The organism is Oculatella sp. LEGE 06141 (assembly GCF_015207605.1).
Taxonomy (GTDB): Bacteria; Cyanobacteriota; Cyanobacteriia; order Elainellales; family Elainellaceae; genus Oculatella.
In genome coordinates this window covers 210089-225483 of record NZ_JADEWO010000003.1, presented here as the reverse complement: position 1 = coordinate 225483, position 15395 = coordinate 210089, and the positions used below count along the sequence as shown (strand labels likewise).

9 protein-coding genes are annotated in these 15395 nt (G+C 50.1%); 8 read left to right on the top strand and 1 reads right to left on the bottom strand.

Going from position 1 to position 15395, the window contains the following annotated elements:
* Nucleotides 1-143: 143 nt before the first annotated feature.
* Complete coding sequence (locus IQ268_RS03975) at nt 144-719, top strand: transferase (protein ID WP_193875754.1); 576 nt, start codon at nt 144-146, stop codon at nt 717-719.
* A 35-nt stretch (nt 720-754) separates the two neighbouring features.
* Nucleotides 755-1570 carry a BMC domain-containing protein gene (locus IQ268_RS03970; protein WP_193875752.1) on the top strand — a complete coding sequence of 272 codons (816 nt, stop codon included), beginning with the start codon at nt 755-757 and terminating at the stop codon, nt 1568-1570.
* A gap of 57 nt (nt 1571-1627) precedes the next feature.
* Here the strand turns inward: IQ268_RS03970 and IQ268_RS03965 are convergent, their stop codons facing one another.
* Nucleotides 1628-1921, bottom strand: a complete 294-nt coding sequence (locus IQ268_RS03965) for a DUF4342 domain-containing protein (RefSeq protein ID WP_370584640.1) — start codon at nt 1919-1921, stop codon at nt 1628-1630.
* A gap of 697 nt (nt 1922-2618) precedes the next feature.
* Here IQ268_RS03965 and clpB point away from each other — a divergent pair.
* The 6 genes from clpB to IQ268_RS03935 all read left to right on the top strand — a co-directional run bounded on the left by clpB (nt 2619) and on the right by IQ268_RS03935 (nt 15350).
* Nucleotides 2619-5294 (top strand): ATP-dependent chaperone ClpB, encoded by a 2676-nt coding sequence (gene clpB / locus IQ268_RS03960; protein ID WP_193875748.1) that lies wholly within the window; start codon nt 2619-2621, stop codon nt 5292-5294.
* Nucleotides 5295-5482: 188 nt separating this feature from the next.
* Complete coding sequence (gene htpG / locus IQ268_RS03955; RefSeq protein ID WP_193875746.1) at nt 5483-7459, top strand: molecular chaperone HtpG; 1977 nt, start codon at nt 5483-5485, stop codon at nt 7457-7459.
* A 178-nt stretch (nt 7460-7637) separates the two neighbouring features.
* Nucleotides 7638-7874 carry a 50S ribosomal protein L28 gene (rpmB, locus tag IQ268_RS03950; RefSeq protein ID WP_193875744.1) on the top strand — a complete coding sequence of 79 codons (237 nt, stop codon included), beginning with the start codon at nt 7638-7640 and terminating at the stop codon, nt 7872-7874.
* 877 nt (nt 7875-8751) lie between these two features.
* Entirely contained in the window at nt 8752-13506 is a 4755-nt protein-coding gene (gene hpsA, locus IQ268_RS03945; protein WP_228035065.1) for a hormogonium polysaccharide biosynthesis protein HpsA, read from the top strand.
* A 15-nt stretch (nt 13507-13521) separates the two neighbouring features.
* A complete protein-coding gene (locus tag IQ268_RS03940; protein WP_193875740.1) occupies nt 13522-14295 on the top strand; it encodes a prepilin-type N-terminal cleavage/methylation domain-containing protein in 774 nt (257 codons plus the stop codon).
* Nucleotides 14296-14345: 50 nt separating this feature from the next.
* Nucleotides 14346-15350, top strand: a complete 1005-nt coding sequence (locus tag IQ268_RS03935) for a prepilin-type N-terminal cleavage/methylation domain-containing protein (protein ID WP_193875738.1) — start codon at nt 14346-14348, stop codon at nt 15348-15350.
* Nucleotides 15351-15395: the final 45 nt, after the last annotated feature.

Genomic DNA, 15395 nt, shown 5'->3' with positions numbered 1-15395 from the left:
TCAGCGGGGAGCTTCTATTAAAATGGACTTTAGACATAGGCTCTCCAGGCACAGTTGAGCTTTTTCAGGAATCGGTGCTAAGGTGCAATGGTGCTAAGGTGCAATGGTCTAAAGTCCATACTGGAAGCGTTTTCCTCGATTTAATGGCTGCGACTTTGACCCAGATGAGTGAGTTCCACTTTTATATCAGCGGCGATGTGACGATTCACCCAGAAGCGGCGATCGCCGCTGATGTTGTCCTCCAGGCTGATCCAAACAGCCAACTCATCATTGCAGCCGGTGCGTGTATCGGCTCAGGGACAGTATTGCACGCTCAACAGGGCACTTTAGAAATAGAAGCAAGCGCAACGCTAGGAGCAAAAGTCCTGGTCGTTGGTAACGGTCGTATTGGCAAGAGTGCCTGTATTGGCTCACAGACCACCATCATCAACTGTTCAGTTGAAGCAGAACAGGTAATCTCGGCTAATTCTCTGCTCGGCGATACAAGCTATCAACTGACAGAATCTACGACTGACCCTGCTCATCACCCCACATCCTCCCATCCCCCAAAGGCGGATACAGCATCCAACTCAGACCAAGCAGGTACGCTCTCAGAAAGCCGTCCGGCTCAGGTCTATGGCCAAGCCTCCTTTAACCGAATGATGGTAGCGCTGTTCCCAACTCGCCAATCTTCTAATAATTTGTCGCCGTTCAATCCATCTTCTGATGGAGATACTTAAGTGAGAGAGGCGTATGGTTGTAGTGGAGGTAGGTGATGGATATTGAACAAAGTCAGTCAGCGTTATCTAAACCGTCGTTTCGCTCAAGGCAGCCTCAACTAAACGAAAGCAAAGACCTGACTGACAAAGCGCTAGGCATGGTTTCAACCCGCAGTTTTCCGGCCATCATAGGAACTGCTGACATGATGCTCAAGTCTTCAGGGGTGACGCTAGTTGGCTATGAAAAGATCGGTAGCGGCTACTGTACGGCGGTTGTTCGCGGTAGCGTCTCAGATGTACGAATTGCGGTAGAGGTCGGCGCAGAAACCGCTGAGCAGTTCGGCCAACTGATCTCAAAATCCATCATTGCTCGTCCTTATCCCAATTTAGACGCAGTGCTGCCAATTGGTAGTCGCCTGATGCATGTTGCAGAAGACCAGGGCTATAGCCGTCTAAGCAACATGGCCATTGGCCTATTAGAAACCCGAGGCTTCCCGGCAATGGTGGGGGCGGCAGATGCCATGCTGAAAGCAGCCGATGTTCATCTGGCCGCTTATGAAATTATTGGAGATGGCCTGTGTACTGCTATTGTTCGCGGTCGTGTTGCCGATGTGGCAATGGCGATCGAAGCCGGAATGCACGAAGCAGAACGCATCGGTGAACTCCACGCCGTGATGGTTATTCCACGACCGCTGGATGATTTAGAACAATCTCTGCCGAGCGCGAGCTGCTGGATTGAGAAACCACAGCCCCTAGCTCTGCCAATCGATCTAAAGGAACCGCAGAAAGAATTGGTGGAACAGCAGGAGCAAGTTCAGATTGAACTGCCAAATTTGACCCAGATTCCGGTTCACGACGAACGGTTACTTTAGATCCTTTGATCAACATCAGCCGTAGGTGACGAACGATGCAGATGAGCGGGACGGCTGTTACACTTTCCGCTCAATGACTACCGTCAGGTGGGCGACGAGAGCGCCGATCGCCCCCAGAGCTGCCACCACTGGAAACACTGCCGCTCCAACCAACCCTCCAACGACTCCTACAGTTAAGGGAATTTCAATCAACGTTCGCCCTTCTTCATTCTTGATGATGATGCGTCGAATGTTGCCTTGATGAATTAACTCTTTGATTTTCGCAACCAACGAGTCTCCGGTAATTTTGAATTCTTCAACGCTGATGTTGTCGTCGGCAGAACTATCAGACTCAACCGTCGGTTCAGTCATTTGAGGTTCAAGTGGTGGGCGATCGCTCGGTTCGTACATGGTTCCGCTCCTATCATTAACTTGTCTACGGGTTGTCTGTACTGCCATCATCCCCTGGCTGCGTGACTGGTCACTTACGAGCAGTAATTTAATAAATGGGTAATAACTGACTAATAGTAGATGAGTAGCACCATTATTCTCGGCAGTTGAAATGGCGATCGAATCTCTCGCAGGTTGCAATCTACACCAAACGACAGAGAACGACATGGCAACACTGGCATAGATTTGAAATCATACGCTTCAGAAGGCGTTTGAACGGTAGCAAACGATCTGCATTCGTTCCATCCAGTCCCTACTCTGAGGTTTTAACCTGAGCGCTCAGGTCAAAGCTCAGATCAGACCGTTTGGAAGGGGGCTTAGCGCTTATGGCATAACCATAAAAGGGAGCGGTTCGAGTACCACTCAGCCCGTTTGAACCATCCTGACCAGGCTCGGCAGCCAAGTTAAACAATTAACTGTATAGTAAGCGAAGCAGATAGGTAGCATGGGGCTAGTTCAACCAGTTGGAATCAATCTCAAGCAAGCGTATTGCTTCTTGAAACGTTAAGACCGAGTTGAGCCTATCCCCCGATTGCCGTCGGGTACCAGAAGCAACGTACCCCACTTGCTATACTGAAAGCGCCAGATTACGGTTTCTTGAGGTCATTTCGTTTAGAACATGCAGCCCACTGACCCTAGCAAATTTACTGAAAAAGCTTGGGATGCGATCGTTAAATCCCAAGATGTCGCCCGCAGCTTTAGACATCAACAGCTAGAGGTTGAACATGTATCGCTTGCATTATTAGAGCAAGAGGGGCTTGCCGACGGCATTCTAGACAAAGCTGGAATGAATCCAGATTGGCTGAAGCAGCAACTCGAAGGCTTTGCCCAGCGCCAACCCAGAGTATCAGACAGTTCTCAACTTTATCTTGGTCGCGGTCTGGATGTCATGCTAGACAAAGCCGAAACGGCGCGGCAAGTGTTGCAAGATGAGTACATTTCAGTCGAACACTTACTGTTGGCATTGGCGGAAGACGATCGCGTCGGTCGTCGCTTATTCAAAACGGCCAACGTCGAAGTCAAACAGCTTGAAACGGCTATCAAATCCGTTCGAGGTAGCCAAAAGGTTACCGACCAAACGCCTGAATCCCGTTACAATGCGCTCGACAAGTATGGGCGAGATCTCACCGAACAGGCCAAAGCAGGCAAACTCGACCCCGTGATTGGTCGGGATGAAGAAATTCGGCGAGTGGTTCAGGTACTTTCTCGCCGCACCAAAAATAACCCCGTTCTGATTGGAGAACCGGGAGTCGGTAAAACAGCGATCGCAGAAGGGCTGGCTCAACGCATCGTCAACGGAGACGTTCCAGAATCCCTCAAGAATCGGCTTTTAATTTCCCTCGACATGGGTTCGCTGATTGCCGGGGCAAAATATCGCGGCGAGTTTGAAGATCGCCTGCGTGCCGTATTGCGAGAAGTTACCAATTCCGACGGTCAAATTGTCCTGTTTATTGACGAGTTGCACACTGTGGTTGGGGCAGGAGCCGGACAGGGCACAATGGACGCTGGCAACCTGCTAAAGCCGATGCTGGCAAGGGGTGAGCTGCGCTGTATTGGTGCAACCACGCTGGACGAATACCGTAAGCACATTGAAAAAGATGCGGCGTTAGAACGACGATTCCAGCAGGTTTACATTGCCCAACCAGGCGTGGAAGCCACTATTTCAATTTTACGGGGTCTCAAAAATCGTTACGAAACCCACCATAATGTTCAAATTTTAGACTCTGCCCTGGTCGCTGCCGCGACGCTGTCCGATCGCTACATCACCGATCGCTTCCTGCCCGATAAGGCGATCGATTTAGTTGATGAAGCTGCCGCCAAGCTCAAAATGGAAAGCACTTCCAAACCAGAAGAGCTAGAGACGATCGATCGCCGCTTGATGCAGCTAGAGATGGAGCGCCTATCCCTTGAAGCAGAAGGTCAGGCATCGGGCATTCTCACTGCCTATCGCACCTCCAAAGAACGGCTGGAGCGGATCGAACAGGAAATTGACGAACTGAAGCAGCAGCAGCAGCAATTTAGCACTCAGTGGGAATCTGAGAAGCAAATGCTAGAGGCCATTAAGGCGCTGCGAGAAGAGGAAGAACAACTGCGGCGACAAATTGAGAAAGCCGAGCGAGACTATGACCTGAACACGGCAGCTCAATTGAAATACGGTCGTTTAGAAGCCGTGCATCGAGAGCTAGAGGCCAAAGAAGCCACGTTAATTGACATGCAGGCGCGTGGAGCGGCTCTACTCAAGCAGCAAGTAACGGAGAGTGACATCGCTGAAATTGTCGCCAAATGGACAGGCATTCCCGTTAATCGCCTGTTAGAAACAGAGCGGCAAAAGCTGTTGCAGCTTGAGAGTTACCTGCATCAGAGGGTTATTGGTCAGGAAGAAGCCGTTTCAGCCGTTGCCGCCGCCATTCGCCGCGCCCGTGCTGGTATGAAAGATCCCTCGCGCCCAATTGGGTCATTCCTGTTTATGGGGCCAACGGGCGTTGGTAAAACCGAACTGGCACGGACGTTAGCAGAAGCGCTGTTCGACTCCGAAGATGCGATCGTTCGCATTGATATGTCGGAATACATGGAGAAGCATGCCGTTTCACGATTAGTCGGTGCCCCTCCGGGGTACGTTGGCTACGAAGAAGGCGGACAGCTTACAGAGGCCATTCGTCGTCGTCCCTATTCAGTTTTGCTGCTTGATGAAGTCGAAAAAGCCCATCCCGATGTTTTCAACGTCTTACTGCAAGTGCTAGACGATGGGCGCGTGACCGACTCGCAAGGGCGAACGGTCGATTTCCGCAACACAATCGTCGTCATGACCAGTAATATCGGCAGCGACCACATTCTGGACGTGTCTGGGGATGATTCGCAGTATGAGGTCATGCGGAAACGTGTCATGGATGCGTTGCGATCGCACTTCCGTCCAGAGTTTCTCAATCGTGTCGATGACATCATCCTCTTCCATCCGCTCAACCTGAAGGAGTTGCGGCGCATTGTTGGCATTCAGCTTCAGCGGGTTCATCGGCTCTTAGCCGATCAAAAGATTGGGTTAGAGCTAACCACAGCCGCCCAAAATTACATTGCTGATGTGGGCTATGACCCGGTTTATGGGGCCCGTCCGTTGAAACGCGCCATCCAGAAAGAGGTAGAAAATCCCATTGCAACCAAACTGTTAGAAAACACGTTTGTTGAAGGGGATGTTATTCAGGTCGATCTGGTTGACCATCAACTGGCCTTCATCAAAAAGTTAGCGGTTCCCAGTCCTCCAGACCCAGCGGTTGCTCCTCTTCTCAGCACTGAGGGGTGAACTTCACCGCCCGGTGCAGGCCAAGCAACAACTTGCCGCTATTGACTAAGGTAGGGAAATCCGTATCACGATGGAGAAATAGTCTTCTAATTAAAATAGAGAGCGATCGCCTAGCGTATTGGTGTGACACATCGCTCCCGATTGGGCAAGAAAAATTTAAACCTAGACCTATAACCTGAAGTAGACCCATGACGACGATCCTAGAGCAGGGAAACATCAGTATCCATACTGAGAATATTTTCCCAATCATCAAAAAGTGGCTTTACTCTGACCACGAAATCTTCCTGAGAGAACTGATTTCCAACGCAGTAGACGCTATCCAAAAGCTCAGCATGGTTTCTCGCTCCGGTGAATACTCCGGCGAGTTAGGCGAACCAGAGATCAAAATTGCGATCGACAAGGAAAACAAAACGCTTTCCATCTCAGACAACGGCATCGGCATGACAGCCGACGAGGTGAAAAAGTACATCAACCAGGTCGCTTTTTCTAGTGCTGAAGAGTTTGTTGAAAAATACAAAAACAGCACCGATCAAAACATCATCGGTCACTTTGGCTTGGGCTTTTATTCCTCCTTTATGGTGGCAAGCCGAGTGGAAATCGATACCCTGTCTTACCAGGATGGTGCGAACCCGGTTCACTGGTCGTGCGACGGTTCGACCCAGTTTGAGATCAGCGAATCGACTCGCACCGAACGGGGCACCACCATTACGTTGACGCTGCAAGACGAAGAACTAGAATACCTGGAGCCGTATCGCATTCAGCAGTTAGTCAAAACCTACTGCGACTTCATGCCCTTCCCCATCAAGTTAGATGGAGAGCAAATTAACCAGCAAAAAGCACCCTGGAAGGAATCGCCCAATACGCTTTCCAAAGAAGATTATTTGGAATTTTACCGTTATTTCTATCCCTTCCAGGAAGAGCCGCTTCTGTGGGTTCATCTCAACACCGACTATCCCTTTGTGGTGAACGGCATTCTTTACTTCCCTAAACTGAAGCCCGATGTCGATGTCACCAAGGGGCAAATCAAGCTGTTTTGCAACCAGGTCTTTGTTAGCGACAACTGCGAAGAGGTGATCCCTCGCTTCTTGCTGCCGCTACGCGGCGTAATTGATAGCGTTGATATTCCGCTGAACGTATCGCGCAGCTTTTTGCAAAACGATCGCACCGTTCGCAAGATTGCAGATTACATTGCCAAAAAAGTAGGCGATCGCCTCAAGGAACTCTATCGGGACGATCGCCAGGCATACATCAAGAGCTGGCAAGACCTGGGCACCTTTGTCAAGTTCGGCTCCATGAACGACGACAAGTTTAAGAAGCAGGTTGAAGATATTTTGATCTTCCGCACCACTGCCAGTTTGGGAGCAACCGCTGACCAACCCAAGGTTGAGGTACAAACGGCAGAAAGCGATGTCTGGCAAGAAGCCTCGGAACCCAAGCAGAGTGACGTGGTGGATGGCAAGTCTTACACCACATTGAAAGACTATCTAGAACGTAACCAGGCTCGTCACGAAAACCGCGTGTATTACTGCACAGACGAGGCATCGCAAGCAACCTATGTCGAGTTGCACAAGAGTCAGGGCTTAGAAGTGCTGTTTATGGATTCCTTTATCGATAGCCACTTCATCAGCTTCCTGGAGCGAGAGCATCCAGACGTGAAGTTTTCGAGAGTCGATTCGGATCTCGACGATACGCTGATCGATAAAGATAAAGCCAGCGACATTGTTGATCCCAAGACCAACAAAACGCGAGGCGAACAAATTAAAGAGCTATTCGAGAAAGCGTTAAACAAGCCCAAGGTTACGATCCGGACCGAAGCGCTCAAAGCGGAGAATGCTGATACTGCTCCACCTGCGATCGTGCTGTTGCCCGAAACGCTACGCCGGATGCGGGAGATGAATGCACTGTTAACGCAACAAGCGGTCGAGTTTCCAGAAGAGCATACTTTGTTGGTCAACACAGCTCATCCGCTGGTTCAAAACCTGACCAACCTGAACCAGGGCAGTATTGTGCAAGCCGATGGAAACTCACCATCCAGTGAATTAGCCACCCTGATCTGCCAGCATGTTTATGATTTAGCACTGATGGCGCAAAAGGGGTTTGATGCCAATGGTATGAAAGCGTTTGTGGAGCGATCGAACCAGGTTTTGACACGTCTAACCCAATAACAGCGGCGAGTTGGGCACCCTCAAACCAGTCTCCTCAGCAGAGAAACGATAGGGGCAAGAGACATCCACTCGTCAATCGTGCTTTGTTCAACAGCGCGGCTTTCAGTCCTTGCCCTTTCCTCTAATCCGGTTCTTCGGATATAATCAACGTTCGTGTCAACTTACTCCAACTACTGCTATGTCGCGCAAGTGTGAACTAACTGGTAAGAAAGCAAACAATGCTTACGCAGTCTCCCACTCCCACCGCCGGAACAAAAAGCTGCAAGAAGTGAACCTTCAAGACAAGCGAGTGTGGTGGCCTCAGGGAAATCGCTGGGTAAAACTTCGTCTGTCCACAAAAGCCATCAAAACCCTGGAACGCAAAGGGTTAGCCGCAATGGCAAAAGAAGCTGGGATCGATCTCAGAAAATATTAATTTCGTTGTTTCACCAACTTCAAATTAATTTTAAGTATGCAAATAACGTAAAGGGCGCAGGACTTGCGCCCTTTTTGATTTTAAATTGCTCTGACGGGTGCAACGGTTCAAACTGCATTTGGGAAATATAGCTCCCCCTGATCGATTTTTGAGTGGACGGGGGCACTATAGGTCGTATTAGTTCATCACAAAATATTCATAAACTAAAAGCCTAATCAAGATAAAGTTGTGTTGGCATTAGTTTCCTGTTGTGATGTCCCAGCGTGACAACGCTGCGGCATAACTGCCCAGGTGTTCCTTTGAGAACTCAGGCAGTATTGTGTTGATGTGTATGGTTACTGTTAGCCCATCTCAGAGGATGTTTGAAAAGCGCCCTTTGATACCAAACACTTCAGATCTCCTTAAATTCCCTCAACACACGGGGAATTTGAACAGCTCAATTCCTCTCCAAATGAGAGGAATCAGGGAGGGTTTGAGAGGTTTGCATCTTGTTCCAGGGTGGATTAGATACTTTTCAAATCTCGTCTTGCTGATGCAGACCCATTGCTCTTTGCAAACGACCTCCGGGAATGCATTAGCTCTAGCGACATTCGATCGCCTGCTCAGCCGAGTCACCGTTAATTCTACGGAGTCAATCTATAGCCGTTATCGTAATTTCCCTGTTGATGAGGAGAGAGCCAGTTGTTAAGACATAAACACCGTGTGCTTAATCTATGAATTTTAGATGAAGTTTTTCGAACACAGGGTTTGAACCCCCGTTCAAACGGATTACCAGAGCAGCCGATTATCTCAGATCGCCTCTCTTCTACTAACCCATCCCACGTATCTTCCCTGGCCTTTGAATCTGGGGCATACTATCTTCGACAGGAAAGCAGCTATGTCAACGCGTAAGCTAAGTAGGGCAATCCAATCTCTTCTTGAACAAATCAGTAAACTCGCTCGTTCGGTTACAAAAGGAATCATCAGCTGGCTGCTTCGAGGTCTATTGGTCATTGGACGGCAGCCTCTGTTCGCCAAAGCAGGCTTTGTCCTACCGACAACAGTCCTTCTTCTGTTAGTAGTAACCCTTACCGTAGGCTCCATCGGTTATCGAACGTACACCCGATCGCAACAGACAATGGGCGAGCGGCAACAGCGGGTAATTTACAACGCAGCCACACCAGCCATTGACCGAGCCAAAGCCAAACTGGAATACCTCTTCGACGTTCAAAAAGATCCCCGGTTTCCTGGCGGTATTCCCAGTGAAGATTGGTTGATGGGAATGTTGCTGAATGACGGCAAGCCAGTCAATGGAATCACCGTTGGTCAACACCGTCCTCAGAACTATGACCCCTACACGTTTCCCGATGAGGGCACTCGGATTGACATCAACGGCGATGGACGGACAGACAACGCCTGGAAATACAAGGCAGATACCGATGGCGATGGGGTTGACGATGCCCTGGTGGCCTATTCCATCGTGTTCCAAACTCCAGCGGCCGCGAATGCAATGAAAGATTCGCGCCCTGCTGCGTTACAGGGGCGGGCAAAGAATTTGCAAGTGCGCCAGGCACCGCTCAGCAACCTGAGCGAACTCAACAATTCATGCAAGCTGGATTCATCCAATAGCCAGAGCGCTCCACCCATTGAACAGGGTTGGTTCCGAGATGACTCCAATACCGCCATCTTGCGGAAGAACTTCCAGGTTAATGCTTACGTTCTCCCCATCAACGCAGATGGTTCCCCCAACCTCAACGGCACCGTTTCAACTCTGGAGTTTCAGCAAGATCGCCAGCTAACGCGAGGAAACAAATGGGGTGCCTGGTTCCGCAATGACCTTGAGATTTTCCCTGGTCCTGCGTTCAACTGGAACGGAGCCATGCATACGGAGGGTAATCTGGTTGTTGGGGGAAGTCAATTTGTTGGCTATCTCATCAGTTCTCCGGCCTCATGCCTCTACACCAAAGATGCGTCGGAGATCACGATCGCCGCTAACGCCGCCGATCCAGCCAAGGATCAACCCGCCTTCACCGGGCAGTTCATGAGCGGTACGGTTAGAGACGACAAGTTCGACGGAAATTCCACCTTCCACCTCTACACCAGCACCGGCCCCAGCTACAAAGACGGGGGTGGTAACCCAATCAGCAAGCTTGATACAGGCACCGATTCGGTTAAACCGACTAGCGGTACGACCCCTGCCGCCTTCAGCCTCGATCCAGTTAGATTGCAAACCGAAAATATTTCTGCTGCTAGAAAGATCACGAACTTTGAACAGCAGATGGATGGCAACTGGGAGAAAGGGGAGCTGTCTAAGCAGGAACGGATGAGACGGCAAGCGGAAAAAGCGCCCTATGTAGACGATACCTACCGTGCCGATAACCGCTATGGCCCTAAACCAACCTATGCGGATGAAGCTATTCCAGGGGCGATCGGCCTACCTATTTCTGGTGAACCCAAGCTAATTGGCAACGATCCGGGGCCAGGGCAAGATACAACCAGTGTCGGTTTAGATGGCTACTGGGAACGCCGTGCCCGCCGTGAAGGCTTGCGCGTCATTGTTGGACAGCGGATGGAACTTGGAGATCAGGCAGGTTGGGGTGGCCCACAGGATGCAACCTATGAAAATGAACCGCTGCTTCCATTTCAAGGATGTACGGCTACCAATAACAACCGATGCGCCGAATCACGACAGCGGGAAACGTTATGGGATAATCTTTCTGCTGTTCAAGCGGCTGCAATCTACCACAAAGACAGTCCCTCCGGTGTTGATATTCCAGCCGCTTGCCTCGCTTTAACGGTTCATCCCGGCACAGCAAAGACACTGGAAGAAAGCGCCACATTTAGGAATTTAGCGTTGGGGCTGCCTGCCAGCACATTTCAGAACGTTAAGGATGAGAACGGCAACCCAGCTCCTATCATCAGTAACTTCTTCCGAGGGCAGGGAACCAACGGATGGGAATACAGCGTTCCGAAAAAAGACGACTTTAAATCGGGCACTCCATTAATGAGAGCGCTGAAAAACTTAGCGCTGTATGCGGGTGATCCAGCAGGTGGCGCTCCCTCTTTTCAGCCTCAGCAAGACAGCAACGGCGGAGATGTTCATCCCTATCCCAAAATGGCGATGTGGGGCGACTTCTCTATGCTGCGTAATGTCATCCGGCTAATAGATAACGGAGCCACCTTCGATACTCTCAGTCCAGCCGACAAGAGTACGCTTTACAGTGCCTCTTGCACGTTGGGCATGTTAGCTTACAACGTCAACTACTTAGAACAGCTTGACATTCAAAATCTTCCTGGCAACCTCATTGGCCCACCAGGACAGGGCGATGGAGCAATCAACAATGGACTGCGCGGTGCTCTTCGATCGCTGCTAAAGGGGACAGCCGCTGTTCCTCCGCTGACGGTACCAGATCCCGAACTCCTCTTGTACAAAGCCAAGATCAATCCGAATAATGCCACGGATAATGGCGCATGGGTGAATGCGACAGGTTCAAATAATCCAGATGTATTCGTCTGGATGCTAGAGCGTTGGGGAACGAAACTGAGCGGCGCAAATAAAACCACAATGGATTCGATCACTGCGCTGGCTCGTCTGGTGATTGATAAACAACAGGTAGAACGCGATCGCCACTATGGCTTCTCTAAGAACCAACAAAGCCTTACCTGTGATCTATGGGAAAAGTTAGCGAGCGCCGAGATCAAAAAGAAGGTGCCGCCTATACCTGATAATTGGTACAACCAACGCCTTGAGGAGCCGCTACTCCTTCTTTGCTCCAAGAGAGCACGATATCCAATTCTCCACTCGATCTTTACAACCTATGATCCGACTTTAGACGGGAACATCACGAATGAACCCAAGAAACGAATTGACCTTGACTACAGCAAGCTCGATAGCCACGACGAAAGTAGTGGGGTTCCCTTGCAGAGAACGCGAGACTTTTTCGATGCATACATTGATAAAGTCAACGTTCAGGCTAATCCACGAGCAATTTACACAGTGGTTCGGCCATCCGATATTGCTCTCAGCCCTCGATATTTAACCGACTGGAATCTTCCAGCAGTAGACAAAACCAATGCAGCTCTCCTTCCAAACAGCAACCGCGAGAATTTAATTAAATGCACACCCAACTGTCCAGATAGTGCATCTGGTGCTGCTGGTAGTGCCAAGGTTCTCAGTGTCGCGCTCAAAGATGGAGCCTTCTTCAACGGTCGAGAAATGATGAGTGTTCGAACGCTAGACATGGATCTAAAGTTGATGCGTTCACCCAGCAGCAAACTCAACAACAAACCCTGGCTACCTCCAAGTGGCATCGTTTATGCCTTCCGCGAAGACGCTGTCTCGGAGAACAACATCGTTCGACCCAGAACCTCAGGAGCAACCTGGAGCAAGTGCAAGAAGAATGACGATCTGCAAACGGCTACTTGCCGCATGAATGTATCTGCGACGGCTACAGATGCCTTTAACTCAACCGACCCGCCATACAACGAAACCAACCGGATTAGCACAAAACCTGTTGATTACTTTGCCGATCCAGATCGCCGACCAAACGGTTTCCGCATCCGGCGTGGAATGTTTGTTTGGCGCGACGGTGACGATGGTCGTGGATTGTCGTTCGTATCCGATAACCCCGTCTATATTCAGGGCGATTTCAACCTGCACCAGCGGTTCAGTTCCAATGGTCAAGAAACACGAGACGATGCCAATCGCCTGGAAGAGTTCAACACCAAATTGGCAGATAACTACACAGCCGACAACTTCTACAACCGCAAAGATCTAAACACTACTGAGTTTTCTCAGAAAGAAAAGGATCAGTGGCGACCGTCTGAAATTCTGGCTGATGGCATTACCATCCTTTCAGACAACTTCTGCGACGGCAGTATTGAAGATGGGTTTATGACGCTTGGTCAAGCTGGCAGCACCAGCTTGAAGGTGAGCAACAAGTTCTATGGTTGCATGGAGAATAATGCCGTTCCCACTCAAATCGCCACGTCTTACTTGAACCAGAACCGCCCCAGTGTAGTGACTGCGGCTAACACGAACGGCGTTTACTGGATGCGAACCAACATCGCTGAACTGGACAGACCCGTACTAGCAGCCGAAACCTCCGAAACCTCACCCATCGTGATTACTAATTCTGGCGACCCGATGCGCCACACTGGCGATGGCTACGACAAGGCTTACTACGCGGTAAACAGCGTTAAGGCTCGAAATGTTGCCAAAGATTTAACGCGGGTCAACTCAATTCTGATCAGCGGCATTGTGCCATCGCGTCCCAAGCAATCCTATGGCGGTTTGCACAACTTCCCTCGATTCATTGAGGACTGGAGTGGTAAAAAGCTCTACATTTCCGGGTCGTTTATTCAACTCAACTTCAGCAACTATGCTACTGCTCCGTTTGACCAGGATTCATTTGAAACCAACCAAACCACAGTAGATGCAGAGGTCATTCGATACTACGAACCACCGAACCGTCTCTGGGGTTACGATGTAGGGCTACAATATGCGCCGGCTGGCCCGATCGCACAGCGATTTGTAACCTCACAAGCCATTCGTAGTGAGTTCTACAACGAACCTCCGGCTAACGATCCGTTCATTCGGAACTTGTGCCTTCAGGTAAATACGGTATGTCCTCCGCTTGCGACTGGATCTTAAACGAGGTAGCCACCCATGTCACTGCTCACTGTCCTATTACAGCAACTCAGCAGGAGGGGGGCTACCCCCCCTCCCCAATCCGCCAAACACCCGCCGTCTCAAGATAGTCGCTTAGAACAAGGGTTTACGTTATTAGAGTGTTTGATGGCGATCGCTATCATTAGCCTCACCGTGGTTATGGTGACACCTCCTTTGTTTGTGGCAACGGCAACCCGAGTTCAAAATCGACGGGCAGAACAAGCGTTTCAGCTTGCACAAGGAGAGATCGATCGCATTCAGGTATTAGTCGAAAAAAGCGAACACTATCCCGACAAATTGCCAGCAATAGTGACCGGGCTTACCAAGCCAGAAACATATGCGCCTCCCTCCGCTATTTCAGCGCAGATGAAGTCTATCCGTAGCAGTTGTGGGACGTATACAGGTCAGCAAATTCCAGCCAACACAGCACTTAAGGTGGATATTGACGGCGATTGCGAAACCGACTTTTTAGTGCAGATCTATCGAACCCAAACCGCAAATGCGATTTCAGATGGAGAAAAAGCCACAAATAAGAATCGACCGACCAATTTTCAGATCGGCCTTCGGGTTTATGCGGCGATCGCCGGCGACAACAACACCCTGACTGGGTTAGATAATCCTGTCAGGCAGGCATCTTTACAGCTAACGTCCGGACAGGGAAGCCAGCGTAAACGCCCCCTGGCCGTTTTCTACTCCAATATCACCTGGAGCGATCAGAGCTTTGCCCTCTGTAACTACCAAACTACGAACACTGCACGTGCGTGCGATTAGCGTACCTGAAGCTCTTAGGACTAAACCAACCCAAGCTGGGCAAAACAATCATGGTGAAAACATCTTTACTCTCTCGAATGAGGCGCTTCCGGTACGCATTTAGCCAGCAGCGAACGAAAGGATTCACGCTCCTTGAACTGCTGGTTGTCATGTTAATTGCAGGCGGCATTGTTTCTGGCTTGATGTATGTTGTTGTAGAACTGACTACCACCGATCAGCGCGAGTCTTCACTCACCGAAACGCAACGGGAAATGCAGCTCGCTTTGGACTACATCGGTGCAGAGCTGCGTGAAGCAACCTACATCTACACCGGTGAATGTCTGGCAGGTCAAACAGAAGACCTCAGCAAGAACCCGCCAATTCCCTACTGTCCGGGACTTGCCGACTACATTCCGGCTACCCTTAAGACTGACAGAAGCGTTCCTATCATCGCTTTTTGGAAGCAACAACCCATTCCTAGCGCGGTTCGAGACAAATGCGCCAAGAATACTGAAGCCGTTGGCACACCCTGTCAGGCAGCCAGTTCGTATTCACTGGTGGTGTATTCACTGGCACTCAATCAACCGACGGACATCTGGAAAGGACGCGCCAGAATCACTCGTTATGCTCTGACTCAGTTCAATAGTAAAGGTGACGCAGTGGCAGGCTATGCCAACCCTGCTTCATTAGGATCGTTTGATAAGTGGCCTCTGGATAAGAATGATGTCAAACCCAGTGCGCGCCCCACGGGTGATCCAGTCACGTTGGTTGACTTTGTGGATGATGGCAGTGGAGCCGTCATCACCTCAACTAACTTTTCCACCTGCCCCACTGGATACAGCATGTCTCCTCCAAATTCGATGCTAACTGGAAAGTTTAGCGGTGTCAGAAGCGTTTACGCCTGTGTAAACATCGGACTGAGCGCAGGGGAAAATCGTGATGTGCTTCTGTTTGTTAGAGGCAATGCTTACGGTCGAGCAGGCGTGCGATCGGATGCTGGGTTTTTGCCTACATTACAAACCCAGGTTCTTAGCCGTGGAGTTCTCGGCAAAAACCCAGGGGCAACAACCAACTAGTCTCAAGACATTTCAACTGAACTATATAGACTGAGCGTGGAGAAC

Coding starts and splice junctions, on each gene's coding strand:
- clpB (WP_193875748.1), top strand. CDS start 2,619: ATGCAGCCCACTGACCCTAGCAAATTTACTGAAAAAGCTTGGGATGCG.
- IQ268_RS03935 (WP_193875738.1), top strand. CDS start 14,346: ATGGTGAAAACATCTTTACTCTCTCGAATGAGGCGCTTCCGGTACGCA.
- IQ268_RS03970 (WP_193875752.1), top strand. CDS start 755: ATGGATATTGAACAAAGTCAGTCAGCGTTATCTAAACCGTCGTTTCGC.
- IQ268_RS03940 (WP_193875740.1), top strand. CDS start 13,522: ATGTCACTGCTCACTGTCCTATTACAGCAACTCAGCAGGAGGGGGGCT.
- rpmB (WP_193875744.1), top strand. CDS start 7,638: ATGTCGCGCAAGTGTGAACTAACTGGTAAGAAAGCAAACAATGCTTAC.
- htpG (WP_193875746.1), top strand. CDS start 5,483: ATGACGACGATCCTAGAGCAGGGAAACATCAGTATCCATACTGAGAAT.
- IQ268_RS03975 (WP_193875754.1), top strand. CDS start 144: ATGGCTGCGACTTTGACCCAGATGAGTGAGTTCCACTTTTATATCAGC.
- IQ268_RS03965 (WP_370584640.1), bottom strand. CDS start 1,921: ATGACTGAACCGACGGTTGAGTCTGATAGTTCTGCCGACGACAACATC.
- hpsA (WP_228035065.1), top strand. CDS start 8,752: ATGTCAACGCGTAAGCTAAGTAGGGCAATCCAATCTCTTCTTGAACAA.